We start from the raw sequence: 25171 nt of genomic DNA on the forward strand, positions 1-25171 counted from the left end.
CACTTGCGCTCACGGGGCCGGCAGCGCGAACAGGCGGCGTGCGTTCTCCGTGGTGGCTTGGGCCACGGCGTCCGGCTCCATCGCGCGCAGCGCAGCCACATGGCGGGCGATGGCGGCCAGCCGCGATGGTTCGTTGCGCTGGCCTCGGATACCGGCGTCGGGCTGGTCCGGGGCGTCGGTCTCCAGCAGCAGCTGTTCCAGCGGCATGCTGCGGACCAGACGCTGCAGGCGCTGCGCGCGCGGGTAGGTCAACGGGCCGCCGATGCCAAGCAGGAAGCCCTGCTTGTGCAGCTGCGCAGCCTGTTCCGGGCTGCCGGAGAAGCTGTGCACGACGCCGCGCAGGCCACTGATGCGGCGGATGGCGGTGATCACCGCATCCACGGCGCGCCGCGCATGCACGATGACCGGCAGGTCGAATTCACGGGCCAGCTCCAGCTGGCCAATGAAGTACGCCTGCTGGGCTTCGGCATCCAGCCCTTCGACGAAGAAATCCAGCCCGCACTCGCCGACCGCGCAGGGGCGCTCGCGCTCGATCCACTCGCGAAGCAGTGGCAGGTGCGTGGACCGGTGCTCGCGCAGGAACATCGGGTGCAGGCCGTACGCCGGGTGCAACCCCGGTGCCTGCCGGCAGACCTCGCGCAGCTTCGGCCAGCTGGCGGCGGTGACCGCCGGTACCACCTGCAGCGCCACCCCGACCGCCCGTGCGCGTTCGACCACGGCAGCACGGTCGCTGTCGAACTCGCCCGCGTCCAGATGGCAGTGGCTGTCGACCAGCACGTTCAACGCTGCTCCAGCGGCGGCGATGTGGCGGCATTGCGGCTCTTCCAGCTGGCCAGCAGCAAGGTGCCGAAGCCCAGCACCAGTTCATCGATGAACGGAATCGGGTCCGGTACGAACAGGGTCAGTGCGAACAGGCCGGCGGTGAGCTTGAACAGGGTGGGGTAGCGCAGCCGGCGTGCCCATTGCAGTACCGGAAGCAGCATCGGGTTGGCCATGGCGGAGTCCTCCTCGGGAATATGCAAACGCTACCACGGGCCCAGCATTTCCCGATGCTGAATGGGTTACAGGAATGAGCAGGAAATGTGGAGATTCCGTTCAGGCAGCGCATGCTGCAATCTGGCCCGAGAACGTTGCGGATGGTCCGCAAGGAGCAGGTCATGAAAAGCACAACTACAACTGTCCTGGTCGCAGCGGGCGCGCTGCTGGTCGGTGGCATCGCCACCGCCGCGTTCATGAAGAGCGGCGACGCGTCGCCCGATTCGATCAGCGCCGGAACCCCCAACGGTGAATCGCGCCTGGTCGACGGCGCCGGTGATGATGGTGCGCGCGGCGACGGGCTCGACCCGACCGCGCCGCGTGGCCTGGAGTACGCCGACGTGCTGAAGGTCGAGCCGATCACCGAGAAGCAGAAGGCCTATGCCACCGTGATCGGCACCGATGCGGTGCGCGAGACCTCGACCACCCAGACCCCGCACGAGGTCTGCGAGGACGTGACGGTCCAGGAACGCCTGCCGGAGCGTGATGGCAACGTCGGCGGCACCGTGGTTGGCGCGGTGGTCGGTGGCCTGCTCGGCAACCAGGTCGGTGGCGGCAATGGCAAGAAGGCCGCCACGGCGGCCGGCGCGGTGGCCGGTGGCTTCATCGGCAACCAGATCGACAAGCGCCACGTCGGTGGCCGCGTGGTCAATCGTACCGAGCGTCAATGCCATACCGAGACCGCGACCTCCGAGTCGAGCCGTGTCACCGGTTATAACGTGACCTACCGCAACGAGGACGGCACCACCGGCACGATGCGCATGGCCAGCAAGCCGGGCAGCCGCATCGCCATGGGCACCAATGACGTCGTCAGGGGTTACAACGTGACCTACCGTTACGATGGTGCGGAGAAGACCGTGCGCATGGACAACAAGCCAGCCAGCGACCGCCTGCCGGTGGTGGATGGCCAGCTCGTCACGCAGACCGCCGCCGCTGCCGACACCGCGGCGACACGGCAGTAAGCGCTGCGAACCGCACAGTACGGAACGGGCCGGCAGTTGCCGGCCCGTTCGCGTCTGCGGGCGGCAATGGTTTCTCTCCGGAGGCGCGCATCCCTCATCATGGTCCCTTCCCGTGACATGGAGCTGGCATGAGCATCTTCGACCTGCGGCTGGAAACCGAGCGTCTGATCCTGCGTCCGATGCAACGCGGGGACTATGAGCCCTACCTGGCGTTCTGCACGGACGAAACTACGATGCGGACGCTGGGCGGCGTGCAGGCGCCCTCGGTGGCCTGGCGTGGATTCTGCAGCCTGGCTGGGGCCTGGCAGCTGTTCGGCTTTTCGATGTTCAGCGTGATCGAGAAGTCCAGCGGCGAATGGGTCGGGCGGATGGGGCCCTGGCAGCCACAGGACTGGCCGGGTACCGAGGTTGGCTGGGGTATCCGCAGTGCAAGCTGGGGCAGGGGCTATGCACCGGAGGCCGCGGTCGCGGCGATGGACTGGGCCTTTGACACACTGGGGTGGGACGAAGTGATCCATACCATCGCCGAAGACAATGAGAATTCGCGGGCGGTCGCGCGCAAGCTTGGCAGCACGCTGCTGCGGATGGGCGAGTTGCCGCCCCCTTACAGCGGCAAGCCGATGCAGATCTGGGGCCAGTCGCGCGAGCAGTGGCGGAAGCGCCGTTCGCTGTTGTAGAGCCGAGCCCATGCTCGGCTGCATTTGGCGAACAGCAGCCGAGCATGGGCTCGGCTCTACACCATGCCCGTCATGCTGCATCCGCGCTTGGCATTCGACTGCGCGCTTGCCAGACTGCACGGACCTGGCCGCCGGCCGGAATTGATGGAGCAGGCAATGGTGGAAGCGCGCGTCCCGTTGACGGTGCACGGCATGTCGGTGTCGGGCAACTGCCACAAGGTTCGCCTGCTGCTTGAGCAGCTTGGCAGCCGTTATCGCTGGGTGGAAGTGGACAGTGCCCATGGACAGACCCACACGCCGGAGTTCCTGGCGCTCAATCCCAATGCCAAGGTGCCGCTGATCGTCCGTGACGATGGCCGCGTGCTGACCGAATCCAATGCGATCCTGTTCTGGCTCGCCGAAGGTACCCCGTACCTGCCCAGCGACGGCTGGGAGCGCGCGCAGGCGCTGAGCTGGATGTTCTTCGAACAGTACACGCATGAGCCGTGCGTGGCCGTGGCACGCTTCATCCGTGGCTGGACCGCGGCGGATTCGCCGCGCCGGGCGGAGCTGCCGCGCCTGCAGGAGCGGGCTGCGACGGCGCTGGCGGTGATGGAGCAGCACCTGCGCCAGGCCCAGTGGTTCACCGGCAGCGGATACGGCATCGCCGACATCGCATTGTTTGCCTACACCGACGTGGCGGACGAGGGCGGCATCAGCCTGGAACCGTTCCCGGAAGTGCGTGCCTGGTTGCAGCGGGTGCGTGCGCAACCGCGGTTCGTACCGATGCCGGCGGTGACCACCGAGGTGCGGGCGCGTTTCGACGCCGCGTGATGCGCACAGGGTAGCGCCGGGCCGCGCCCGGCGGAATGCAACAACGACACGGAGGGTGTTCGATGTTTGCTGTGGTCCCGGATCCGATTCCCATGCGCATGCGCGCGCTCAACCGCGCCGAGGTGTGCGACGCCAATTTCCTCGAGGCGGTGCGAGGCTGGCGGGGTACCGCGCGCGCCCGTCCCGCCGCGGATGCACCGATCCTGCCGGGCAGCACGCTCACTGCTGCGGCCTTCGGTGAACTGTTCGATTCGCAGCTGGCCAGCCGCCAGCTGGACCTGATGGCGCGCGTGCTGCGCGTGCAGAACAAGGTCTTCTACACCATCGGTTCGTCCGGCCATGAGGGCAACGCGCTGCTGGCGCGGGCCTGCCGGCATACCGACCCGGCGTTCCTGCACTATCGCTCCGGTGCCTTCATGGCGGAGCGCTCGCGCCAGGTGCCGGGGATCGACCCGCTGCGCGATGCCGCGCTTTCATTCGCCGCCAGTGCCGATGATCCAGCCAGCGGGGGCCGCCACAAGGTCTGGGGAAGCAAGCCGCTATGGGTGCTGCCGCAGACCTCGACCATCGCCTCGCATCTGCCGAAAGCGCTGGGTACGGCGCTGGCCATCGAGAGTGGCAAGCGGCTGGGCCACGCGCTTCCCATTCCGGCCGACAGCATCGTGTTGTGTTCGTTCGGCGATGCCTCGGCCAACCATGCCACGGCGCAGACCGCGTTCAACACAGCGATGTGGTCGGCCTACCAGAAGTTGCCGGCACCGATCCTGTTCGTTTGCGAAGACAACGGTCTGGGCATTTCGGTGAAGACGCCGGACGGCTGGATCGCCGGGCGTTTCGGCCGCCAGCCGGGGCTGGACTACTTCTACGCCGATGGCCTGGACCTGGCCGCAGGGCATGCCCAGGTCCAGGCCGCAGTGGAGCATTGCCGGCGTACGCGGCGGCCGACCTTCCTGCACCTGCGCACCACGCGCCTGATGGGCCACGCCGGCACCGACTTCGAAGTGGAATGGCGCCCGTTGCCCGAGCTGTGTGCGGCCGAGGCGCAGGATCCCCTGCTGCGCTCAGCGCAGATCGCGATGGAATCGGGCTGGATGGATGCGGCAGCGATCGAGGCGGCCTACGAGACGATGCGCGCGCGTTGCATGGCGGCTGCCGCCGATGCCGAAGAGCGGCCGAAGCTACAGTCGCTGCAGGAGGTGATGGCGCCCCTTGCGCCCTATACGCCGGCTGCGGTGCAGGCCGAAGCGCGGCGAGAGGTGCCTGCCGATGCGCGCGAGGCGCTGTATGGCGGTGCGGAGGCCCTGCCGGAACGGCAGGCGCCGCGCCACCTCGCGATCCAGATCAACCATGGCCTGCAGGAACTGCTGGCGAAGTATCCGCAGAGCCTGCTGTTCGGCGAGGACGTGGCACAGAAGGGCGGCGTCTACACCGTCACCAGGGACCTGCTGCGCCGCTTCGGCCCCCGCCGGGTGTTCAACACGCTGCTGGATGAAACCATGATCCTGGGCATGGCGCAGGGCCTGGCCAACCTGGGCATGCTGCCGATTCCGGAAATCCAGTACCTGGCCTACCTGCACAACGCCATCGACCAGCTGCGTGGCGAAGCCTGCTCGCTGCAGTTCTTCTCCAACGACCAGTACCGCAACCCGATGCTGGTGCGGGTAGCCGGGCTGGGCTACCAGAAGGGCTTCGGAGGCCATTTCCACAACGATAACTCGATCACCGCGCTGCGCGACATCCCTGGACTGGTGGTCGGCTGCCCCTCGCGCGGCGACGACGCGGTGATGATGCTGCGCACGCTGGCGGCACTGGCACAGGTGGATGGGCGCGTGGCGGTGTTCCTGGAACCGATTGCGCTGTACATGAGCAAGGACCTGCACGAAGCGGGTGACGGCCAGTGGCTGTTCGACTATCCCGCACAGGGCCAGGCGCTGGTACCGGGCGAAGGCCGCGTCTATGCACCGGATGCCGGGGACCTGGTGGTCTATACCTATGGCAACGGCGTGCCGATGGCGCTGCGCGCGGCGAGGAGCATCGAGCAGCGGCTGGGCTGGCAGGTGCGGGTGGTCGACCTGCGCTGGCTGGTGCCACTGGACGCCGGCTTCATCACCGCGCAGGCGGCCAGCGCGCAGCGTGTGCTGGTGCTGGACGAGGGCCGAGCCAGTGGCGGGGTGGGCGAGGGCGTGGTCACTGCGCTGGTCGAGGCCGGGTTCGGCCATCTGCCGTTGCGCCGGGTCTGTGGTGCCGACACCTACACGCCGCTGGCGGGGGCAGCAATGTTCGGGCTTCCAAGCGACAATGCGGTGATTGGCGCCGCCCTCGACCTGGCGCAGGAACCCTGATGCATGTGTGGATTGGCGGGAATGTTGTTGCCGGCGCCGCTGGCGTCGGCCGAGGCGCTGCAGGCGCAGGCCCTGGCCATGGGCCAGGCGCTGCACCACCGCGGGCCCGATGATGGCGGCAGCTGGGTTGATGCCGAAGCCGGCATCGCGCTGGCACATCGCCGCCTGAGCATCCTCGACCTGTCTCCGCTGGGACACCAGCCGATGGCTTCGGCCGGGGGCCGTTATGTGTTGGCCTACAACGGCGAGGTCTACAACTTCGCCGCCCTGCGCGAGGAACTGGAGCCGCTGGGGCATGCCTTCCGCGGCCATTCCGACACCGAAGTACTGCTGGCGGCGATCCTGCAATGGGGCGTGGAAGACACCCTGCAGCGCTGCAACGGCATGTTCGCCATCGCGCTGTGGGACCGCCAGGAGCGTTGCCTGTGGCTGGCCCGCGACCGCGTCGGCAAGAAGCCGCTGTACTACGGCTGGGCCGGTGACACGCTGGTGTTCGGTTCGGAACTGAAGGCGCTCTGGCAGCACCCGGCGTTCGACAACGACATCGACCGCGATGCGCTCACCTTGCTGCTGCGGCTGGATTACATCCCGGCGCCGCACAGCATCCACCAGCGCTGCTACAAGCTGATGCCGGGCCGGGTGCTGCGCCTGGATGCGGCGGCCGTCGCTGCCGGTGCGCCCGCACATCGCCCGGAGCAGGCGCAGCGGCCATACTGGGACGCGCGCGCGCGCATGCAGGCGGCGCTGGCCGCGCCGTTCCGGGGGCGCATCGAGGAGGCCGAAGAACAGCTGGACGGGCTGCTCCGCGACGCGGTCGCGCTGCGCATGGTGGCCGACGTTCCGGTCGGCGTGTTCCTGTCGGGTGGCACCGATTCCTCGCTGGTCGCGGCATTGATGCAGGCACAGAGCGCGCAGCCGGTGCACAGCTTCAGCATCGGTTTCACCGGTTCCGGGCACGACGAGGCCCCGCTGGCCCGGGAGCTGGCCGAGCACCTGGGCTGTGACCACACCGAACTCTACGTCAGCGGCGCCGATGCGCTGGCGGTGGTGCCGCAGCTGCCGGCGATGTTCGATGAGCCGTTCGCCGATGCCTCGCAGGTGCCGACCGCGCTGGTTGCGCGGCTGGCACGGCAGGGCGTGACCGTGGCTCTGTCCGGTGATGGGGGGGACGAGCTGTTCTTCGGCTACACCCGCTATGTGCGTGCGCTGCGCAACTGGCAGATGCTGGGCCGTGTGCCGGGGCCGCTGCGGCGCTGGATGGGCGCGCGTTCGCAGCGGCAGGGCGAGGCCTCGCGGACCGGCGGCCTGGCCGCGCTGCTGGCTGAAGCCGGTGCGCGTGGCATCGGCGATGTGTACCGCAACCGCATCTCGCGCTGGCGCGACCCGGCGGCGGCGGTACCGGGCGCACGGTTGGCCGGCAGCTTCTACGACCTGGCCGACCCGCTGCACGGTGCCGGTACCCCGGCCGACGCGATGATGCTGGCCGATTACGTGACCTACCTGCCCGATGACCTGCTGTGCAAGGTCGATCGCACCTCGATGGCGGTCAGCCTCGAGGCGCGCGCGCCACTGCTGGACTGGCGGGTGGCCGAGTTCGCCTGGTCGCTGCCGCTGGACTTCAAGCGCAGTGAATCGACCAGCAAAGTCCTGCTCAAGCGTGTGCTGGGCCGTTACGCACCGCCGTCGATGGTGCATCGCCCCAAGCGCGGCTTCGGCGCACCGGTCAGTGACTGGTTGAAGGGCGATCTGCGGCCCTGGGCCGAGGACCTGCTGCAGCCGGCGCGGCTGCAGCGCGAGGACGTGCTGTCGGCGACGGCGGTGCAACCGTTGTGGCAGCAGTTCCTCGGCGGGCAGCGCAAATGGCATACGCACCTCTGGAACGTCCTGATGTTCCAGGCCTGGCAGGCGCATTGGCGGCAGGTGCGTGCGGGTGTCAGGGGCAGCTGATCTTCACCGCGCGGCACGGTCCCGGCGGCTAGGCTGGGCGTCCCAATCCTGAGGAGCATGCCCCGATGTCCGTCCCCACCATCGCCGTGTTCGTCGGCAGCCTGCGCAAGGACTCGTGCAACCGCAAGCTGGCCCATGCGCTGGAGAAGATCGCCGGTGATCGCGCACGCTTCCAGTACGTGCAGATCGGCGATCTGCCGTTGTATGACCAGGACTTCGACGGCCACTATCCCGCCCAGGGCACCCGGCTGAAGGACCAGGTGCGCGCGGCCGATGCTGTCCTGTTCGTGACTCCCGAATACAACCGCTCGGTGCCGGGCGTGCTCAAGAACGCCATCGATATCGGCTCGCGTCCCTACGGTGACAGTGCGTTTGCCGGCAAGCCAGCGGCGGTGACCGGCGCCTCGATCGGCCAGATCGGCACCGCCGTGGCCCAGCAGCATCTGCGCAACAGCCTGGCGTTCCTGGACATGCACGTGCTCGGCCAGCCCGAGGCGTTCATCCATTTCAAGGACGGCCTGATCGACGCAGACGGGACGATCCATAACGAAGGAACGCAGAAGTTCCTGCAGGGCTACGTGGACCGGTTCCTGGCGTTGATCGCGGCGCACGCCAAGGGCGATTGACGCCTGCGGGGTCAGGGCCCTCTGCGTCGCAGAGGGATCCGACCCTGACCACGCCCGGGGTCGGATCCTGGCGCGCAGCCGCGGGCTCCGACCCCACTTCCCGCTGAGCGCATCAGTACGCGTGTGCTGCACCGGATCCGAACTGGCCGCCTGATCTGCAATAATGATCTGCTCGGGTGCTGCAATGGCGCCCGTCGCATGCATTGCGACGCCCCCACGCCAGTCTGGCCAGGCGCCGGCGGATATCCCCCGTTTCTCCACGGCTTATCCACAGGCTTGTCCATGGTCGCCGGGGTCGGTGCATGCCTACACTGGTCCGGCCCACTTTCGCAGGAAATACCGCAGCATGTCCGCTCGTCCCGGCTTCCGTTCCAACCGCAGAGAGCGCGGTGATGGCTTCGATCGTGATCGTGACGAGTCGCGCATCGACCAGTTGCGGGTGCCGCCGCATTCGGTGGAGGCCGAGCAGGCGGTGCTGGGGGGCCTGATGCTGGCACCGGAGGCATTCGACCGGGTCAACGATCAGTTGACCGAGAGCGACTTCTATCGCCGCGACCACCAGATGATCTATCGCGCGATCCGCGAGTTGTCCGAGCGCGATCGCCCGTTCGATGCAGTGACCCTGGGCGAGTGGTTCGAATCGCAGGGCAAGCTGGAACTGGTCGGTGACGGTGCCTACCTGATCGAGCTGGCCAGCACCACGCCATCGGCGGCCAACATTGCCGCCTACGCCGAGATCGTGCGGGACAAGGCGGTATTGCGGCAGCTGATCCAGGTCGGCACGGACATCGTCAACGACGGTTTCCAGCCCGAGGGCCGCGACAGCAGCGAACTGCTGGCTGCTGCGGAAAAGAGCGTTTTCGCCATCGCCGAGCAGGGCGCGCGTGGCCGCACCGACTTCGTGGCCATGCCTGGTGCGCTGAAGGACGCGTTCGAGGAGCTGCGCAACCGCTTCGAGAACGGCGGCAACATCACCGGCCTGCCGACCGGCTACAGCGATTTCGATGCGATGACCGCCGGCCTGCAGCCGACCGATCTGATCATCCTGGCTGCGCGCCCGGCCATGGGCAAGACCACCTTCGCGCTGAACATCGCCGAGTACGCGGCGATCAAGTCGAAGAAGGGCGTGGCAGTGTTCTCGATGGAAATGTCGGCATCGCAGCTGGCCATGCGCCTGATTTCCTCCAATGGCCGTATCAATGCGCAGCGCCTGCGGACCGGCCAGCTGGAAGACGAGGACTGGAGCCGCGTCACCAGCGCGATCAAGATGCTGAAGGAAACCAAGATCTTCATCGACGACACCCCGGGCGTGTCGCCGGAGGTGCTGCGCTCCAAGTGCCGTCGCCTGAAGCGCGAGCATGATCTTGGCCTGATCGTGATCGACTACCTGCAGCTGATGAGCGTGCCGGGCAACAGCGAGAACCGCGCGACCGAAATCTCGGAGATATCGCGTTCGCTGAAGGGCCTGGCCAAGGAACTGAATGTCCCGGTGATCGCGTTGTCGCAGCTCAACCGCTCGCTGGAAACGCGCACCGACAAGCGCCCGGTGATGGCCGATCTGCGCGAGTCGGGCGCAATCGAGCAGGACGCGGACATGATCGTGTTCATCTACCGCGACGACTACTACAACAAGGAAAACTCGCCGGACAAGGGCCTGGCCGAGATCATCATCGGCAAGCACCGTGGTGGCCCGACCGGTTCGTGCAAGCTGAAGTTCTTTGGCGAGTACACCCGTTTCGACAATCTGGCCCACGATTCGGTCGGTTCGTTCGAGTAACGGTAGTGCCGGCCGCTGGCCGGCAACCTCCATCAGGCGCTGCAGAGCCCAAGGCAGCGGCAGGAGCCGCGGCCAACGTCCGCGCGCAGCGCGGGTTCCATGCGGTCGCCACGAAGCGCAGCCGAGCGTGGGCTCGGCGTTGCACCGGCGCCGGATCGGTTTCATCGCCCCCAGCCGGGTTTCGTCGCAGACCGTTTGCGCGCGGCAAGGGCAGGGCGCCAAGGTGTCCGCAGGCGGCAAGGTGCCGCCACAAGGAGACCGTGATGAAGACCCTGTTCGCGCTCGGTGTGTGGTGCCTGCTGTTCGTGCTGTGCTGGCCGCTGGCCGTCCTCGCCCTGATCGCCTGGCCGTTCGTGTGGCTGCTGAGCCTGCCGTTCCGCCTGGTCGGCGTCACCTTCTCGGCGCTGTTCGCCTTCCTGCGCGCGCTGTTCATGCTGCCGGCGCGGTTGCTTGGCGGCGGACCGCTGGCGGCATGAGGGCGGTGCTGTTGGCCGGCCTGGTCCTGTTGTCGGGCCCGGTGCTGGCCGCACCCCCGGCACCACCCTCGGTGTGGCTGGAGCGCCAGCAGACCGCTGCGGCTGACGAGGCGAATGCTGCGGCGGTCTCCGTGCCAAAAGCCAAGGAACGCTGCAGGGTCGCGAAGGAATGGAAGGTCGGCGATACGGTTGTGCAGCACAGGGTCTGTGAGGATCCACCGAAGAAGCCAGCTGGAAAGGTGTAGAGCCGAGCCAATGCTCGGCTCTACGTTCCAGGGCCGCCAACCGGACAGCCGAGCGTTGGTTCGGCTCCACACGGAATAGGCATCAAAAAACCCCGCCGAGGCGGGGTTTTCTGTATCCAGCCATGCCGGCCAGCGGCCGGCACTACCAGCGAACGATCAGTTCGCCTTGTGGATGGCGCGCTTGCTGACCGCCATTGCCGCGTCGTGGATCACTTCCGAAAGTGACGGATGGGCGTGGCAGATGCGGGCGAGGTCATCAGCGGAGCCGCTGAACTCCATGGTCAGCACACCTTCGTGCACCAGCTCGGAGACGTTGGCGCCGACCAGATGCATGCCGAGGATGCGATCGGTCTCGGCGTGGGCCAGGATCTTCACGAAGCCCGCCGGTTCGATCATCGCCACGGCACGGCCGTTGGCGGCGAACGGGAAGCTGCCGGCCTTGTACGGAATGCCTTCGGCCTTCAGCTGGGCTTCGGTCTTGCCGACCCAGGCCAGTTCCGGCTCGGTGTAGATGACCCACGGAATGGTGTCGAAGTTGACGTGGCCCGGCAGGCCGGCGATCAGCTCTGCTACCGCGATGCCTTCCTCGAAGCCCTTGTGCGCCAGCATCGGGCCGCGCACGCAGTCGCCGACCGCCCACACGCCGTTGACGCCGGTGTGGCAGTGCGCATCGACTTCGATCTGGCCGCGGTCGTTCACCTTCACGCCGGTGCCTTCGGCCAGCAGTCCCTTGGTCGCCGCGCGACGGCCCACGGCCACCAGCAGCTTGTCCACGGTCAGGGTCTTTTCGCCTTCAGCGTCGGTGTAGGTGACGATGACTTCCTTCTTCTTGCCCTTGCCGGTGACCTCGGTCTTGGAGACCTTGGCGTTGAGCTTGATGTCCAGGCCCTGCTTCTTGAACTCCTTGGCGGCGGTCTTGGCCACTTCGGCGTCGGCAGCGGCCAGGAATTCCGGCATGGCTTCGAGGATGGTGACGTCAGCGCCCAGGCGCTTCCACACACTGCCCAGCTCCAGGCCGATCACGCCGGCGCCGATCACGGCCAGGCGGTTCGGCACTTCGGTGAAGTCCAGGCCGCCGACGTTGTCGACGATGGTCTCGCCGTCGAACTTGGCGAATGGCAGCTCGATCGAATCCGAACCGGCCGCGATGATGACATTGGTGCCCTTCAGCTCGACTTCCGAACCGTCGTGCTGCTTCACCTTGACCACGTTGCCCGGCTGCAGCTGGCCGAAGCCGTAGTAGGTGGCAACCTTGTTGGCCTTGAACAGCATGGCGATGCCGCCGGTGAACTGCTTGACGATCTTGTCCTTGCGGCCAATCATCGCCTCGACGTCGATCTTGGCATCCTTGAAGCTGATGCCGTGCTCGCCAAAGATGTGGCCCATGTTCCAGTACTGGCGCGAGGAATCCAGCAGCGCCTTGGACGGGATGCAGCCCACGCGCAGGCAGGTGCCACCCAGTGCCGGCTTGCCGTCCTTGCCCAGCGCTGCGTCGATGCAGGCCGTCTTCAGGCCCAGCTGTGCGGCGCGGATGGCCGCGTGGTAACCGGCCGGGCCGGCACCGATGACGACGACGTCGAATTGTTCAGCCATTGAATTATTCCTTGTTGCATTACCAGAACCCCTCCGCGCAGGCGCGGAGGGGCGGGAGGTCTGTTACAGGCCGAACAGCATGCGGCCGGGATTTTCCAGCTGGTTCTTGATGTCCACCAGGAACTGCACCGAATCCTTGCCGTCGATGATGCGATGGTCATACGACAGCGCCAGGTACATCATCGGCGCGATCACGACCTGGCCGTTCTCGGCGATCGGGCGCTCCTTGATGGCATGCATGCCCAGGATGGCGCTCTGCGGCGGGTTGACGATCGGGGTCGACAGCAGCGAACCGAAGGTGCCGCCGTTGGTCACGGTGAAGGTACCGCCCTGCAGCTCTTCCAGGCTCAGCTTGCCGTCACGTGCCTTCTTGGCGTACTCGGCGATGCCCTTCTCGATGTCGGCGAAAGACATGCGCTCGACGTTGCGCAGCACCGGCGTGACCAGGCCCTTCTCGGTCGAGACGGCGATCGAGATGTCCGAGTAGCCGTGGTAGATGATGTCATCGCCATCGATCGAGGCGTTGACCAGCGGGAAGCGCTGCAGTGCGTTGGCGGCGGCCTTGACGAAGAAGCTCATGAAGCCGAGCTTGATGCCGTGGGCCTTCTGGAACTCGTCCTGCAGTTCCTTGCGTGCCGCCGAGACCTTGGACAGGTTCACTTCGTTGAAGGTGGTCAGCATCGCGGTGGAGTTCTTCGACTCCATCAGGCGCTCGGCGATGCGCTTGCGGATGCGGGTCATCGGCACGCGCTCTTCCGGACGTGCACCGCCGGCCTTGCCGGCGCCGCCGTTGCGGGCGAAGTTGACGATGTCTTCCTTGGTCACCGCGCCGCGACGGCCGGTGCCGTCGACGTCGGCCGGGTTCACGCCTTCGGTGATGGCGGTGAAACGGGCGCCCGGCGGCAGCGCGTCGGCGGCCGACTTGGCAGCCGGGGCCGGAGCCGCGGCTGCAGCCGGAGCGGCAGCGGCAGGGGCAGCGGCCGCTGCCGGAGCGGCTTCCGCCGCCGGAGCCGGGGCCGCAGCGACTGCGCCTTCCTCGATGATCGCCACGACCTGGCTGGAGGTGACGGTGTCGCCTTCCTTGAACTTGATTTCCTTGATCACGCCATCGACCGGCGACGGCACTTCCAGAACGACCTTGTCGGTTTCCAGGTCAAGCAGGTTTTCGTCGCGCTTGACGGCGTCGCCCACCTTCTTGTGCCAGGTGGCGATGGTGCCGTCGGCGACGGATTCGGGCAGTACCGGGGCTTTGACTTCGGTGGCCATGCGGGAGCTTCCTGGTTTGTCTTCTAAATAGGGGAGGAAAGTTATTCAGCGACCTGGTCGTTGAACGGGTTGACCAGTGCATCGGCGATCAGCTGCTGCTGTTCGCGGACGTGGTCAGCCATGTGACCGGCGGCCGGGGACGCCGAGCGCGCACGGCCGGCGTAGTGCAGACTCTGGCCATCGGCCAGGCAGAACTGCAGGTGGTGGCGGATCTGGTACCACGCGCCCTGGTTCTGCGGTTCTTCCTGCGTCCACACCACGTCGGTGGCCTTGCCGTACTTCTTCAGTTCGGCAGCCAGCAGCGCACGCGGGAACGGATACAGCTGCTCCACGCGGATGATCGCCACGTCGTCCTGGCCACGCTTGGTCTGGTCTTCCAGCAGGTCGTAGTAGACCTTGCCCGAGCACAGCACCACGCGCTTGACCTTCTGGGCGTCGGCATTGGCGTCGCCGATCAGGTGCTGGAACTCGCCGTTGGCCAGCTCGTCCAGGGTCGACACCGCCAGCTTGTGGCGCAGCAGCGACTTCGGCGACATCACTACCAGCGGCTTGCGGGTGGTCATGTGCAGCTGGCGACGCAGCATGTGGAAGGCCTGGGCCGGGGTCGACGGCACGACCACCAGCATGTTCTCCAGCGCGCACAGCTGCAGGAAGCGCTCCAGGCGCGCCGAGCTGTGTTCCGGGCCTTGCCCTTCATAGCCATGCGGCAGCAGCAGGGTCAGACCGGAAATGCGGCCCCACTTGGCTTCACCGGCGGCGATGAACTGGTCGATCACCACCTGGGCGCCGTTGGCGAAGTCGCCGAACTGGCCTTCCCAGATGCACAGGGTGTTCGGATCGGTGGTGGAGAAGCCGTACTCGTAGGCCATCACCGCTTCTTCGCTCAGCAGCGAATCGATGACGGTGGCCTTCTCCGGCGAATCAACCAGCTGCCGCAGCGGCATGTAGTAGTCGTCGGTCTTCTGGTCGTGCAGGATCGCGTGGCGGTGCGTGAACGTGCCGCGGCCGACGTCCTGGCCGACCAGGCGCAGCGCATGGCCTTCGTCCAGCAGGGTGGCGTAGGCCAGGTTCTCGGCAAAGCCCCAGTCGCCCGGAATCTCGCCGGCGGCCATCTTGCGGCGGTCGTCGTAGACCTTGGCCACGCGCGAGTGCAGCTGCACTTCGTCCGGGATGGTGTTGATCAGCCTGGCCAGCTCGACCAGCTTGTTCTTCTCGACCTTGGTCGAGACCGGATCGGACAGCTTGCCTTCCAGCAGCTTCGGCCAATCAACGAACAGCGGGCTGGTCGGCGGGGTCTTCTCGACCTTGGCCAGCTCGGTGGTCACTTCGCCGGCGTCCAGCTTCTCGCGGTAGGCATCGACCATCGCCTTGCCGGCGCCGGCGGCGATCACGCCCGCCTTTTCCAGCTGCTCGGCGTACATCTCGCGGGTGGTCGGGTGCTTGCGGATCACCTGGTACATCAGCGGCTGGGTGATTGCCGGCTCGTCGGCCTCGTTGTGGCCCCAACGGCGGTAGCACATCAGGTCGATGACCACGTCCTTGGCGAACTTCTGGCGGAACTCGAAGGCCAGCTGCGCGGCGAACACCACGGCTTCCGGATCATCGCCGTTCACGTGCAGCACCGGGGCGGCGATCATCTTCGCCACGTCGGTGGCGTAGCGCGTGGAGCGCGTATCCAGCGGATTGGAGGTGGTGAAGCCGACCTGGTTGTTGACCACGATGTGCACCGTGCCACCGACGGCGAAGCCGCGGGCCTGCGACATCTGGAACAGCTCCATGACCACGCCCTGGCCGGAGAAGGCGGCGTCGCCGTGGATCAGGATCGGCATGACCTGCCTGCGCGCGGTGTCCTTGCGGCGCTCCTGGCGCGAACGCACCGAGCCGGCCACCACCGGGTCGGCGATTTCCAGGTGCGACGGGTTGAATGCCAGTGCCAGGTGCACCGGGCCGCCCTCGGTGGCGACGTCGGCGGAGAAGCCCATGTGGTACTTCACATCGCCGGCCGACGCATGGTCGTCGTGCTCGAACTTGCCTTCGAACTCGTCGAACAGCTTGCGCGGGTTCTTGCCCAGGGTGTTGACCAGGACGTTCAGGCGGCCGCGGTGGGCCATGCCGATCACCACGTCCTTGACGCCGTCCTTGCCAGCGCTGCGGATGATGGTGTCCATCATCGGGATCAGCGAGTCGCCGCCTTCCAGCGAGAAGCGCTTCTGGCCGACATACTTGGTGTGCAGGTAGCGCTCCAGGCCTTCGGCTGCGGTCAGGCGCTCGAGGGTGCGGCGTTGGGTGTCAGCGTCCAGCTGGTAGTTGCCGCCGGCGGCCTCCAGCTTCCTGTAGATCCACTGGCGCTGTTCGACCTCGGAGATGTGCATGAACTCCGCACCGATCGAGCCGGTGTAGGTCGCCTTGAGGCGGGCCAGCAGCTCGCGCAGCTTCATACGCGGCTGGCCACCGACGCCGCCGGTGCTGAACTCGCTGTTGAGGTCGGCATCGGACAGGTTGTGGAACGGCAGTCCGAGGTCCGGAGTGTTGACCGGCTTGGCCAGCCCCAGCGGGTCCAGGCGCGCATCCAGGTGGCCGCGCGAGCGGTAGGCGGTGATCAAGCGACCGACATTGCGCTCGCGCTCGTCGCCTGCACCTTCGCCGGTGCCGGCCTTCAGCGCTTCCTTGGCCGCGTCCGCGATGTGGGAGATGACGGCCGAGTGCGGAATGTCACCTGCTTCGCGGCCCTTGAAGCCATCGAAGTAGGTCTTCCATTTGGGATCGACACTGTCCGGGGAGACGAGGTACTGCTCGTACAGGTCCTCGACATAGGAGGCGTTGCCGCCGGCGAGCTGCGAAGATTGCGCAAACTGCTTCAGTAGATTGTCCACGATGGAGGGTGTTGATTCGCTTTGTGGGGTATGGCTCAAGAAGGACCCGGCAGGAAGATGAATAGCCCTGCGCAGGCGCGTTCAAACGGCCAAATTGTACCCCCATCCGGACAGGAAGGGGCACCACCACGGGCATCTGCGGACCCCCGGTGCCGCTTCCAGACAGGTTGGATCGGTTGTGCCGGATCAGATGCCGAGCGCGCGCAGCTCGGTACAGTCGCGTGAACGTTCCCACAGACGCTGCAATTGCTGCGCGAACGGCTGTGAACGTGCCGGTAGCGCGATGCCGGCCTCGCCGTCGAGGCGGTGCCCGATCAGACGAAAGTAGAAGTCGCCTGCATCGTTGAGCAGGCAGGCCGACGCCAGCGCACGGTCAACCGGGTCGGTGACCTCGCGGAACTGGATGACGCTGGGCAGGCGCTGCGCCAGCGCCAGCAGGGGGGCACCGGAGGAGGCGATGGCGGCCGGGTCGTGCACGATCACCCGCAGCTGCTTGTCGTGGCGGGCCGTCGCGAAACGGCGCAGGGCGGCCTGGACCGGGGCGGCATCGAGCAGGCCCGGGTCCAGCTGGCGGCTGTGCAGCCACAGCTGGCGACGGGCGCGGTGGATGATGGCGGTGGTGATGGACACGGCCTCGACGCGGCGGTCGATGGCGCTGGCAGCGCCCAGCCGGCGGCGCATCTGCTGGTGACCGATGCCGGCCTCCTCGAACACCTCGCCCTCGGGCAGGAAGCCCTGGCGGGCGTAGAAATCGCGGGCCGGCAGCTGGGCGTGCAGGTGCAGTTCGGCCAGGCCGAGGCGGCGCCCGGCCTCGACCAGTGCCTCCAGCAGGGCCTCGCCGACCCCCTGGCTGCGATGGCTGGCCAGCACCGCCATGCGGCCAATGCGACCGTCCGGAGCCAGCCGGCCGGTGCCGACCGGTTGGCCGTCGGCATCCAGCGCCAGCACGTGGGTGCTGACCGGGTCCAGCGCATCGCGTTCCAGCTCGGCGGCGATGCCCTGTTCCTGCACGAACACCCGCTGCCGCACCTCGTGGATGGCGACGTGGGCGTCGGCGTGGCTGACCTGCTGGATCCGGATCATGGCGGGGGCTCAGGCACGGCCTGTGTTGCTGTCGTCTTCCTCGTCGTCTTCGAAGTTGACGATGACCTCGATACCGTCGTCGTGCACGGTCACGGTGTGGACATCGTCGGACACCGCGTCGGCATCGATCGCCTCCACGCGGTCGCGGCCTTCGACGACCTCCCCGAGCACCCCGGTGTCCTCGCCTTCGTCCTCGTCTCCGGCGTCATACAGTTCGCTGGGCTCGATCAGCTGGAACACGCCACCGACCAGCAGCTGCTGGACTACCGCGCGCCCCTTGTCGGACAGGCCGCGATAGGCGGCGGCATCGAGCTGCTCGGCACCGGCCAGGCGCTGCGCGTCCTTCACCGGCAGCGCGAAGTCCTGGCCGCTGACATACAGGCGGGCGCCACGCTTGGCCCGGCGCCAGGCCAGTCGTGCCCACGGGTGGCGCTGCAGCAGTAGGCCCGCGGCCAGCGCTTCGAGCACTTCCTCCGCGGGCGGTGCGGCCTGATGGGCCATTACTTCGCCGGCGGCACGGTAGGTGGTGATGAAGCGGCCGAACCAGTCGCCCAGCGCGTCCGGGTCGTTCATGCGGATGGCATTGAGCGCGGTGATCACCCGCGACATCGCTACGGTGTCGATTTCATTCGGGTCGGCCGGCACTTTCAGGTCGGGATCCCGGTAGCGGATGTTCTCGTCGGCGTCGGCAATCAGCGTGTCGAGGTAGTCGCTGATCAGCTCGGCCGACGACGGTGCACGCATGCCGAACGAGAAGGTCAGGCAGGGGTCTTCGGCCACGCCGTGGTGCGGCACGTTCGGCGGCAGGTACAGCATGTCGCCCGGTGCCAGCACCCAGTCATGGGTCGGCTTGAATACCTTCAGCAGCTTCAGCTCCACGTCCGGACGGAAGCCCAGCGGCGGCTGCCTGCCCTTGATCGATTCGCTGGCATCGATCTGCCAGCGGCGGTGGCCGTGGGCCTGAAGCAGGAACACGTCGTACTGGTCGACATGGGCGCCGACCGAGCCGCCGGTGGCGGCGAAGCTGATCATCACGTCATCCATGCGCCAGCGCGGCAGGAAGCGGAAATGCTCGATCAGGGCGCGCACGTCCGGGTCCCACTTGTCCACGTCCTGCACCAGCAGGGTCCAGTCGTGGTCCGGCAGGGCGGGGAACAGGTCTTCCTGGAACGGGCCGGTGCGCACGCGCCAGCGATCCTGGGCCTTGTCGTGCTCGATCAGGCGTGCCAGCACGCCTTCTTCGCAGGCCAGCCCAGCCAGGTCTTCCGGCTGCACCGGGGTCTGGAAATCGGGGAAGGCATTGCGGATCAGCAGCGGGCGCTTCTGCCAGAAGTCGCGCAGGAAGGCAGCCGGCGCCATGCCAAGCGGCTGGCCGGGGCGGGCGGTGACTTCGATCAGCGGGGCGGAGGACTTGCGGGCGGCCATGGGGGAATCCTTGCAGCGGAAAGCGGGAGGGACGGCACGGCGGGCCGCCAAGGTCTCCATTGTCCGCCGTTCGTTGGGATTGCGCACGTGCGGTGGTTTGTCGCGGGGTTCCGGCCAACGGCGGAGCCCCTCGTGGCGGGGTTTGGGTTGGTCGCTGAAAGCAAAAGCCGGGTTTGGCCGGGCGGGTGGGCTGCGCGGGGGACGCTGCAAGTACGTCCCTGTAAGCTTGGCCGCCGCATCCATGCGGCGGACACCCCCGCGCAGCCCACCCGCCCGGCCCCTGACAGTTTCCTGCGCGGCCCGCCACGGAATGGAAGAAAAAAGCAAAGGCAACAGCGGGTCGCGCGCTGCGCTTGCTTGTGTAGAGCCGAGCCCACGCTCGGCTTGCTGTTGCCCACGCCCAAAAGCAGCCGAGCACGGGCTCGGCTCTACAAAAGACCCTCAAACAAAGAGGGACGCGGCGAAGCCGCGTCCCTCTTTCAAATTCCGCCCCGACAACCCAATGCTCGTCGATCCGTCACCGGGAAACTGTCAGAGGTGGGGCGGGTTGGGTTCGCGGGGGTGTCCGCGGCATGGATGCCGCGGCCAAGCCCCCAGGGACGGGTTCACGTCGTCCCCCGCGAACCCAACCCGCCCCGCCAAGCGAGGCGATAACCCAGAGCCGCTCTTGACGTTGATGTTGCCGTTGCCGTTGCCTGCCGCAGGCAGCGCCCGCGGCCGCCGCCGCAAGCAAACCCCTTAAATCTTCTTCGCCAGCGACTCGGCCAGGCCGGTGTAGCTGCCCGGGGTCATCTCCAGCAGGCGCTGCTTCGCATCCGCAGGCAGCTCCAGTCCCTCCACGAACGCGCGCATCGACCCGGCGGTGATGCCCTGGCCACGGGTCAGCGCTTTCAGCTGCTCGTACGGGTTCGGCAGGCCGTGGCGACGCATCACCGTCTGCACGGCCTCGGCCAGCACTTCCCAGGCCGCGTCCAGATCAGCGTCCAGGCGCTGCGGGTTCACTTCCAGCTTGCCCAGGCCCTTGGCCAGCGAATCCAGCGCCACCTGGCTGTGGCCGAACGCGGTGCCCAGTGCACGCAGCACGGTGGAATCGGTCAGGTCACGCTGCCAGCGGCTGATCGGCAGCTTCGCGCTGAAGTGCTCGAACAGGGCGTTGGCGATGCCGAAGTTGCCTTCCGCATTCTCGAAATCGATCGGGTTGACCTTGTGCGGCATCGTCGACGAGCCGACTTCGCCTTCCTTCAGGCGCTGCTTGAAGTAGCCCAGCGAGATGTAGCCCCAGATGTCGCGGGCCAGGTCGATCAGGATGATGTTGGCGCGGCGCGCGGCATCGCCGATCTCGGCGATGTTGTCGTGCGGCTCGATCTGCGTGGTGTACGGGTTGAACACCAGGCCCAGGCCGGTCACGAAGCGCTCGGCGAAGGCCGGCCAGTCCACGTCGGGGTAGCTGGCCACGTGGGCGTTGTAGTTGCCCACCGCGCCGTTGATCTTGCCGGTCAGCTCGACCGCGGCGATCTGCCTGCGCTGGCGTTCCAGGCGGGCGACCACGTTGGCCAGCTCCTTGCCCAGGGTGGTTGGCGAGGCGGTCTGGCCGTGGGTGCGCGACAGCATCGGCTGTGCGGCTTGGGCGTGGGCCAGGCTGCGCAGGGTGGCGGCGATGCCGTCCAGGCTCGGCAGCAGCACTTCGCGGCGGGCCTGCTCCAGCATCAGGCCGTAGCTGAGGTTGTTGATGTCCTCACTGGTGCAGGCGAAATGCACGAACTCCAGCGCCGGGGCCAGCTCGGCATCGTCCTTCAGCTGTTCCTTGATGAAGTACTCCACCGCCTTGACGTCATGGTTGGTGGTGCGCTCGATCTCCTTCACGCGCGCGGCCTGGGATGGGCTGAAACGGGTGGCCAGCGCGCGCAGGCGGGCGATGGCGGCCTCGGAGAACGGGGCCAGCTCGGCGATGCCGGGCTCGGCGGCCAGCGCCAGCAGCCATTCCACCTCGACCGTCACGCGGGCCTTGATCAGGCCGTACTCGGAAAAGATCGGGCGCAGGGCATCGACCTTGCCGGCATAGCGGCCATCGAGCGGGGACAGGGCGAGCAGGGCGGAATCGGACATGTCGGCGAGGCAGGGCGAGCGGCGGGGGCCATATTCTACGACGTGCGGGGCAGGCGTGCCCTGTAGCGCCGAGCCCACGCTCGGCTGCTTCGGAGAATCCGGCGCCGCGCGGGCAGCCGAGCATGGGCTCGGCTCTACAACACGGCCCTGCGAGTGGAACGATCTGGCCCGTCCTCGTCATCCCGCGCTGCGGGCAAGGGAGTATCGTTGGCGCAGCCGCCAGCCCGGGAAGCGACGCCCTGCCAGCCGCCGCTTCCCTTTCCCCAACTGAAGTAGTGCGGAGTTGATGCAATGAGCAAAGCTGCAAGCAAGGGTGCCGCCCCGGGATTCCGGATCGAACATGACAGCATGGGCGAACTGCAGGTGCCTGCCGATGCCCTGTGGGGCGCACAGACCCAGCGCGCCGTGCAGAATTTCCCGGTGTCGGGCCTGCGCATGCCGCGCGGCTTCATCCGGGCCCTGGGCCTGGTCAAGGGGGCTGCCGCCGGCGTCAATGCCGAGCTGGGGCATCTGCCCAAGGCGGTGGCCAAGGCGATCCAGGCCGCAGCGGCCGAAGTCGCTGCCGGCAACTGGGACGCGCATTTCCCGATCGACATCTACCAGACCGGTTCGGGCACGTCGTCGAACATGAATGCCAATGAGGTCATCGCGACGCTGGCCAACCGTGCTGGCAAGGCAGGCACGACGGCGGTGCATCCCAATGACCACGTCAACCAGGGGCAGAGCTCCAACGACGTGATCCCGACCGCGCTGCGCGTGTCGGCGGTACTGGCCGCGCATGAGCAGCTGCTGCCAGCGCTCGCACACCTGCGCAAGACCATCGACAGGAAGGGGCGCAGCCTGCGCAAGGTGGTCAAGACCGGGCGTACCCACCTGATGGACGCGATGCCGCTGACGTTCGAGCAGGAGTTCGGCGCGTGGTCGGCACAGCTGGCCTCGGCGCAGGAACGCATCGAAGACAGCCTCAAGCGCGTGCGCAGGCTGCCCCTGGGCGGCACCGCGATCGGTACCGGCATCAACGCCGATCCGCGTTTCGGCGCACAGGTCGCCAAGGCGCTGAAGCAGCAGACCGGCGTCAAGTTCGACAGCGCGGAGAACAAGTTCGAAGGCCTGGCCGCACAGGATGACGCGGTCGAGCTGTCCGGCCAGCTCAACGCACTGGCGGTGGCGCTGATCAAGATCGCCAACGACCTGCGCTGGATGAATGCCGGTCCGCTGGCCGGGCTGGGCGAGATCGAGCTGCCAGCGCTGCAGCCGGGCAGCTCGATCATGCCGGGCAAGGTCAATCCAGTGATTCCGGAAGCCACGGTGATGGCCTGCGCGCAGGTGATTGGCCACCACACTGCGATCACCGTGGCCGGGCAGACCGGTAATTTCCAGCTCAACGTCACCCTGCCGCTGATCGCGGTGAACCTGCTCGATGGCATCGGTCTGATCGCCAATGTATCCCGGCTGCTGGCCGACAGCGCCATCGCCGGGCTGAAGGTACGCGAGGACCGCGTGGCCGAAGCGCTGGCGCGCAACCCGATCCTGGTCACCGCACTGAACCCGATCATCGGTTATGAGCGGGCGGCGGCGATCGCCAAGCGCGCCTACAAGGAGCAGCGCCCGGTGCTGGACGTGGCGCTGGAGGACAGCGGCCTGGACGGGGCCGAACTGCGCCGCCTGCTGGACCCGGCGGCGCTGACCGCCGGTGGTATCCAGGCGGGCGGAGGTGGCGGCGGCGGTTGATCTGCCGGTTGTGGAGTCGAGCCATGCTCGACTGTTGTTGCGGAGTCGAGCATGGCTCGACTCTACGGAAAGCAGAAACGCCGCCCTTGGGGCGGCGTCTTTTTCAGCGACGGTCGGCGACGATGTTGCCGAAGGTATCAGTGTAGTCCTTGAACTCGGGAATGCGCTGGACCAGATCCGCAGGGATGACGTCCATGCCTTCCGGCGGCTGGATCTTCACCGGCTGCATGTTGGGATCGGCCGGCGCGGCCACCAGGGTGTTCTGGCGCAGCACCTGCAGCTTGCCGAACAGGGTCTGCAGCATCTGCTTCTGCCCCTCGTCCAGCGGGATCTGGATCTCGTCCACTTTCATCGTGCCATCGCCGAGAATGATGATGTTCGGTGCCGGCGGACGGCGCACGGTGACCATGCCTTCGCTGACGGAAATCTTGGGCTTGCCGCGCTCGGCGCGGTGGTTGCGGTAATCCTTGTCACAGCCGGCCAGGCCGAGGCAGAGCAGGGCGGCGAGCAGCAGGAACAACTTCTTCATGGCGTTCGGTACGAGCTTCCGGGACGGCCATTGTAAGCCCCTGCGGAGCGGGCCGGCGGGCAGCGGGACGCCGCCGCCGGCCGGGTGCGCTGATGTGTCGCGGGCCTAGCGCTGGACCACGGTGTCCTTGCCGCAGTCGTCGACATCACTCTGGTCCATCGAGGCGTAGGGCCTGAACGCCGGCAGCTCGCGTGCCAGTGCCTGCTGGCTGGCCAGCATCGCCGGCATCCGGTCGCAGATGCGCTTGGCCTGGGCCTCGATCTTCCCGGCCTCGGCGTCGATGCGCTTCTCGATGCCTTCGCTGTCACCGCTGAAGATGCCCTTCAGTGCTTCACCGGCGGCGTTGACGCCCAGCTTGGCTCCGGCCAGGCCGACATCCATGCCATCCAACGCGATGGCGACGACATGGCCGCGGTATTCCAGCAGCCTGCGGCGCTGGGCCTCATCGGTCGGGACGTCCTTGCCGCCGATCAGCAGATGGCCGTCCGGCGTGATCTCCGCACGTGGCTGGTTGTCGGCAGAGATCTTGATGTTGCCCTGGGTGATGTCCTTGCGGGCATCGTCTATGGCTTCCTTGACGGTCTGGCCAACGCTGCTGGTGGCCTCCGCGACGCTCTTGCCGGCGGTACCGCCGGAGGAGGGCGAAGTGCCACCGCAGGCGATCAGCGGCAGGCACAGCAGGGCTGCAGGCAGCAGGCGCGAAACGTTCATGAGGGTCCCCTGGTCGTGTCTGGTCAAGGTTTACTTGGTCTACTTGCTGCGCGGCAAGGTGACCTTGCCGCTTACATTGCGATGGCTGACATCGCCACTGCCGCTGCGGTCGACGGTCAGGTTGCCGCGCACGCCGTCGACATCGATGTCGCCCGAGCCGTGGCTGCGCACATGCACGTTGCCGCCGATTGCGGACAGGTCGACGCCACCGGAGCCGACCACGCCTACGTCAACATCGCCCTGCACCTGCCTGAACTCGATGTCGCCCGAGCCGACCGTGTCCAGCCGCGCGTTGCCCCGCACATCGGTGATCGTCAGGTCACCCGAGCCGACCGTGCCGGTGATGGCATCGCCAGCGATGTTGCGAGCGGTGACGTCGCCGGAGCCCAGCGACAGCAGGTTGAGCGAGGCGCCGCCGTCGATGGTGAGATCGCCCGAGCCCACGGCAGCGTGGATGCCGCCACGGGTACCACGGGCCACCGCGTCACCGGAACCGACGTCGACACTCAGCGACTGCGCGTTGTCCACGCTGGCATCGCCGGAGCCGACCTTGAGTTGCAGTGGCAGGTTGTCCGGCACGCTGCCATGGATATCCAGCCAGGCGTAGCTGTTGCCCAGGCTGATCCCGCTGTCGCGGCCCTCGCGGCGCAGGCTCACGATCAGCTTGTCGCCCACCTTGCGCTGGTCGAGCACCAGCTGTTGCAGCCACTCCTGGCTCGAGGCACAGGCGCGCCCCTCGAGCTGGCCGCCTCCGGCCCTGGCGACGACCTTCAGGTCGTGCTGGTTGACTTCAAGCACCACCGCCCTGGCACCGGCAACATCCAGCTTCAGGGTGCGTGCAGCGGTGAACCTGCAGTTCGGTGCATCGGCGGCCAGCGCCGACAGCGGCAACAGCAACAACGCGGTACAGGCGAGCAGGGAACGCATGGATGATGCCTCCGGGTTGTGAGGAGA

The 25171-nt window shown here is 67.2% G+C and carries 21 protein-coding genes; 10 read left to right on the forward strand and 11 right to left on the reverse strand.

What is annotated here, in order from left to right:
• Window positions 1-9: 9 nt before the first annotated feature.
• The gene (locus tag A9K58_RS01240; protein ID WP_065197596.1) at window positions 10-783 is read right to left on the reverse strand and encodes a TatD family hydrolase; all 774 of its coding nucleotides are present in this window, start codon (window positions 781-783) and stop codon (window positions 10-12) included.
• Complete coding sequence (locus tag A9K58_RS01245; protein ID WP_065197597.1) at window positions 780-995, reverse strand: DUF6116 family protein; 216 nt, start codon at window positions 993-995, stop codon at window positions 780-782. The genes A9K58_RS01240 and A9K58_RS01245 overlap by 4 nt, the downstream gene beginning before the upstream one ends.
• A gap of 162 nt (window positions 996-1157) precedes the next feature.
• On the opposite strand from A9K58_RS01245, the gene A9K58_RS01250 reads away from it, so the two are divergent.
• From A9K58_RS01250 to A9K58_RS19775, 9 genes are all read left to right on the forward strand, one after another.
• Window positions 1158-1997 carry a glycine zipper 2TM domain-containing protein gene (locus A9K58_RS01250; RefSeq protein WP_065197800.1) on the forward strand — a complete coding sequence of 280 codons (840 nt, stop codon included), beginning with the start codon at window positions 1158-1160 and terminating at the stop codon, window positions 1995-1997.
• A gap of 128 nt (window positions 1998-2125) precedes the next feature.
• Window positions 2126-2674 carry a GNAT family N-acetyltransferase gene (locus A9K58_RS01255; RefSeq protein WP_065197598.1) on the forward strand — a complete coding sequence of 183 codons (549 nt, stop codon included), beginning with the start codon at window positions 2126-2128 and terminating at the stop codon, window positions 2672-2674.
• A gap of 156 nt (window positions 2675-2830) precedes the next feature.
• A complete protein-coding gene (locus tag A9K58_RS01260; RefSeq protein ID WP_065197599.1) occupies window positions 2831-3487 on the forward strand; it encodes a glutathione S-transferase family protein in 657 nt (218 codons plus the stop codon).
• A 62-nt stretch (window positions 3488-3549) separates the two neighbouring features.
• Complete coding sequence (locus A9K58_RS01265; RefSeq protein WP_065197600.1) at window positions 3550-5829, forward strand: thiamine pyrophosphate-dependent enzyme; 2280 nt, start codon at window positions 3550-3552, stop codon at window positions 5827-5829.
• A gap of 3 nt (window positions 5830-5832) precedes the next feature.
• Entirely contained in the window at window positions 5833-7776 is a 1944-nt protein-coding gene (asnB, locus tag A9K58_RS01270) for an asparagine synthase (glutamine-hydrolyzing) (protein WP_065197601.1), read from the forward strand.
• Between the two features lie 65 nt (window positions 7777-7841).
• On the forward strand, window positions 7842-8402 hold the full coding sequence (locus tag A9K58_RS01275; protein ID WP_065197602.1) for an NADPH-dependent FMN reductase: 561 nt from the start codon (window positions 7842-7844) through the stop codon (window positions 8400-8402).
• Between the two features lie 346 nt (window positions 8403-8748).
• Window positions 8749-10179, forward strand: a complete 1431-nt coding sequence (locus tag A9K58_RS01280; protein WP_065197603.1) for a replicative DNA helicase — start codon at window positions 8749-8751, stop codon at window positions 10177-10179.
• A 263-nt stretch (window positions 10180-10442) separates the two neighbouring features.
• Window positions 10443-10655: a hypothetical protein gene (locus A9K58_RS01285; RefSeq protein WP_065197604.1), complete on the forward strand. Its 213-nt coding sequence runs from the start codon at window positions 10443-10445 to the stop codon at window positions 10653-10655.
• On the forward strand, window positions 10652-10900 hold the full coding sequence (locus tag A9K58_RS19775; protein ID WP_065197605.1) for a hypothetical protein: 249 nt from the start codon (window positions 10652-10654) through the stop codon (window positions 10898-10900). The genes A9K58_RS01285 and A9K58_RS19775 overlap by 4 nt, the downstream gene beginning before the upstream one ends.
• A gap of 156 nt (window positions 10901-11056) precedes the next feature.
• On the opposite strand, the gene lpdA is transcribed toward A9K58_RS19775, so the two are convergent.
• From lpdA to purB, 6 genes are all read right to left on the reverse strand, one after another.
• Window positions 11057-12493 carry a dihydrolipoyl dehydrogenase gene (gene lpdA, locus A9K58_RS01295; RefSeq protein WP_065197606.1) on the reverse strand — a complete coding sequence of 479 codons (1437 nt, stop codon included), beginning with the start codon at window positions 12491-12493 and terminating at the stop codon, window positions 11057-11059.
• A gap of 63 nt (window positions 12494-12556) precedes the next feature.
• Entirely contained in the window at window positions 12557-13759 is a 1203-nt protein-coding gene (gene sucB, locus A9K58_RS01300) for a dihydrolipoyllysine-residue succinyltransferase (RefSeq protein ID WP_065197607.1), read from the reverse strand.
• 41 nt (window positions 13760-13800) lie between these two features.
• Entirely contained in the window at window positions 13801-16632 is a 2832-nt protein-coding gene (locus tag A9K58_RS01305) for a 2-oxoglutarate dehydrogenase E1 component (protein WP_065197608.1), read from the reverse strand.
• Window positions 16633-16818: 186 nt separating this feature from the next.
• A complete protein-coding gene (locus A9K58_RS01310) occupies window positions 16819-17715 on the reverse strand; it encodes a GNAT family N-acetyltransferase (RefSeq protein WP_065197609.1) in 897 nt (298 codons plus the stop codon).
• A 9-nt stretch (window positions 17716-17724) separates the two neighbouring features.
• The gene (locus A9K58_RS01315; RefSeq protein WP_065197610.1) at window positions 17725-19140 is read right to left on the reverse strand and encodes a cupin domain-containing protein; all 1416 of its coding nucleotides are present in this window, start codon (window positions 19138-19140) and stop codon (window positions 17725-17727) included.
• Between the two features lie 738 nt (window positions 19141-19878).
• Entirely contained in the window at window positions 19879-21246 is a 1368-nt protein-coding gene (gene purB, locus A9K58_RS01320) for an adenylosuccinate lyase (protein ID WP_065197611.1), read from the reverse strand.
• 291 nt (window positions 21247-21537) lie between these two features.
• Between purB and A9K58_RS01325 the strand changes: the two genes are divergently transcribed.
• Window positions 21538-22977, forward strand: coding sequence for a class II fumarate hydratase (locus A9K58_RS01325; RefSeq protein WP_065197612.1), 1440 nt, complete (start codon window positions 21538-21540; stop codon window positions 22975-22977).
• 103 nt (window positions 22978-23080) lie between these two features.
• On the opposite strand, the gene A9K58_RS01330 is transcribed toward A9K58_RS01325, so the two are convergent.
• The 3 genes from A9K58_RS01330 to A9K58_RS01340 form a co-directional block, all read right to left on the reverse strand.
• Window positions 23081-23506, reverse strand: coding sequence for a hypothetical protein (locus A9K58_RS01330; RefSeq protein WP_065197613.1), 426 nt, complete (start codon window positions 23504-23506; stop codon window positions 23081-23083).
• 105 nt (window positions 23507-23611) lie between these two features.
• Window positions 23612-24217: a YggN family protein gene (locus A9K58_RS01335; protein WP_065197614.1), complete on the reverse strand. Its 606-nt coding sequence runs from the start codon at window positions 24215-24217 to the stop codon at window positions 23612-23614.
• Window positions 24218-24256: 39 nt separating this feature from the next.
• Complete coding sequence (locus A9K58_RS01340) at window positions 24257-25144, reverse strand: GIN domain-containing protein (RefSeq protein WP_065197615.1); 888 nt, start codon at window positions 25142-25144, stop codon at window positions 24257-24259.
• Between the last annotated feature and the right edge of the window lie 27 nt (window positions 25145-25171).

The sequence above is a fragment of the Stenotrophomonas maltophilia genome, assembly GCF_001676385.1.
GTDB classification, from domain to species: domain Bacteria; phylum Pseudomonadota; class Gammaproteobacteria; order Xanthomonadales; family Xanthomonadaceae; genus Stenotrophomonas; species Stenotrophomonas maltophilia_J.

What these genes read in the sequence shown, in the direction of transcription:
- A9K58_RS01260 (WP_065197599.1), top strand. Translation starts at nt 2,831, where the DNA reads ATGGTGGAAGCGCGCGTCCCGTTGACGGTGCACGGCATGTCGGTGTCG.
- sucB (WP_065197607.1), bottom strand. Translation starts at nt 13,759, where the DNA reads ATGGCCACCGAAGTCAAAGCCCCGGTACTGCCCGAATCCGTCGCCGAC.
- A9K58_RS01310 (WP_065197609.1), bottom strand. Translation starts at nt 17,715, where the DNA reads ATGATCCGGATCCAGCAGGTCAGCCACGCCGACGCCCACGTCGCCATC.
- A9K58_RS01330 (WP_065197613.1), bottom strand. Translation starts at nt 23,506, where the DNA reads ATGAAGAAGTTGTTCCTGCTGCTCGCCGCCCTGCTCTGCCTCGGCCTG.
- A9K58_RS01340 (WP_065197615.1), bottom strand. Translation starts at nt 25,144, where the DNA reads ATGCGTTCCCTGCTCGCCTGTACCGCGTTGTTGCTGTTGCCGCTGTCG.
- A9K58_RS19775 (WP_065197605.1), top strand. Translation starts at nt 10,652, where the DNA reads ATGAGGGCGGTGCTGTTGGCCGGCCTGGTCCTGTTGTCGGGCCCGGTG.
- A9K58_RS01315 (WP_065197610.1), bottom strand. Translation starts at nt 19,140, where the DNA reads ATGGCCGCCCGCAAGTCCTCCGCCCCGCTGATCGAAGTCACCGCCCGC.
- A9K58_RS01250 (WP_065197800.1), top strand. Translation starts at nt 1,158, where the DNA reads ATGAAAAGCACAACTACAACTGTCCTGGTCGCAGCGGGCGCGCTGCTG.
- A9K58_RS01245 (WP_065197597.1), bottom strand. Translation starts at nt 995, where the DNA reads ATGGCCAACCCGATGCTGCTTCCGGTACTGCAATGGGCACGCCGGCTG.
- A9K58_RS01280 (WP_065197603.1), top strand. Translation starts at nt 8,749, where the DNA reads ATGTCCGCTCGTCCCGGCTTCCGTTCCAACCGCAGAGAGCGCGGTGAT.
- A9K58_RS01285 (WP_065197604.1), top strand. Translation starts at nt 10,443, where the DNA reads ATGAAGACCCTGTTCGCGCTCGGTGTGTGGTGCCTGCTGTTCGTGCTG.
- A9K58_RS01335 (WP_065197614.1), bottom strand. Translation starts at nt 24,217, where the DNA reads ATGAACGTTTCGCGCCTGCTGCCTGCAGCCCTGCTGTGCCTGCCGCTG.
- lpdA (WP_065197606.1), bottom strand. Translation starts at nt 12,493, where the DNA reads ATGGCTGAACAATTCGACGTCGTCGTCATCGGTGCCGGCCCGGCCGGT.
- A9K58_RS01325 (WP_065197612.1), top strand. Translation starts at nt 21,538, where the DNA reads ATGAGCAAAGCTGCAAGCAAGGGTGCCGCCCCGGGATTCCGGATCGAA.
- A9K58_RS01275 (WP_065197602.1), top strand. Translation starts at nt 7,842, where the DNA reads ATGTCCGTCCCCACCATCGCCGTGTTCGTCGGCAGCCTGCGCAAGGAC.
- purB (WP_065197611.1), bottom strand. Translation starts at nt 21,246, where the DNA reads ATGTCCGATTCCGCCCTGCTCGCCCTGTCCCCGCTCGATGGCCGCTAT.
- asnB (WP_065197601.1), top strand. Translation starts at nt 5,833, where the DNA reads ATGTGTGGATTGGCGGGAATGTTGTTGCCGGCGCCGCTGGCGTCGGCC.
- A9K58_RS01255 (WP_065197598.1), top strand. Translation starts at nt 2,126, where the DNA reads ATGAGCATCTTCGACCTGCGGCTGGAAACCGAGCGTCTGATCCTGCGT.
- A9K58_RS01265 (WP_065197600.1), top strand. Translation starts at nt 3,550, where the DNA reads ATGTTTGCTGTGGTCCCGGATCCGATTCCCATGCGCATGCGCGCGCTC.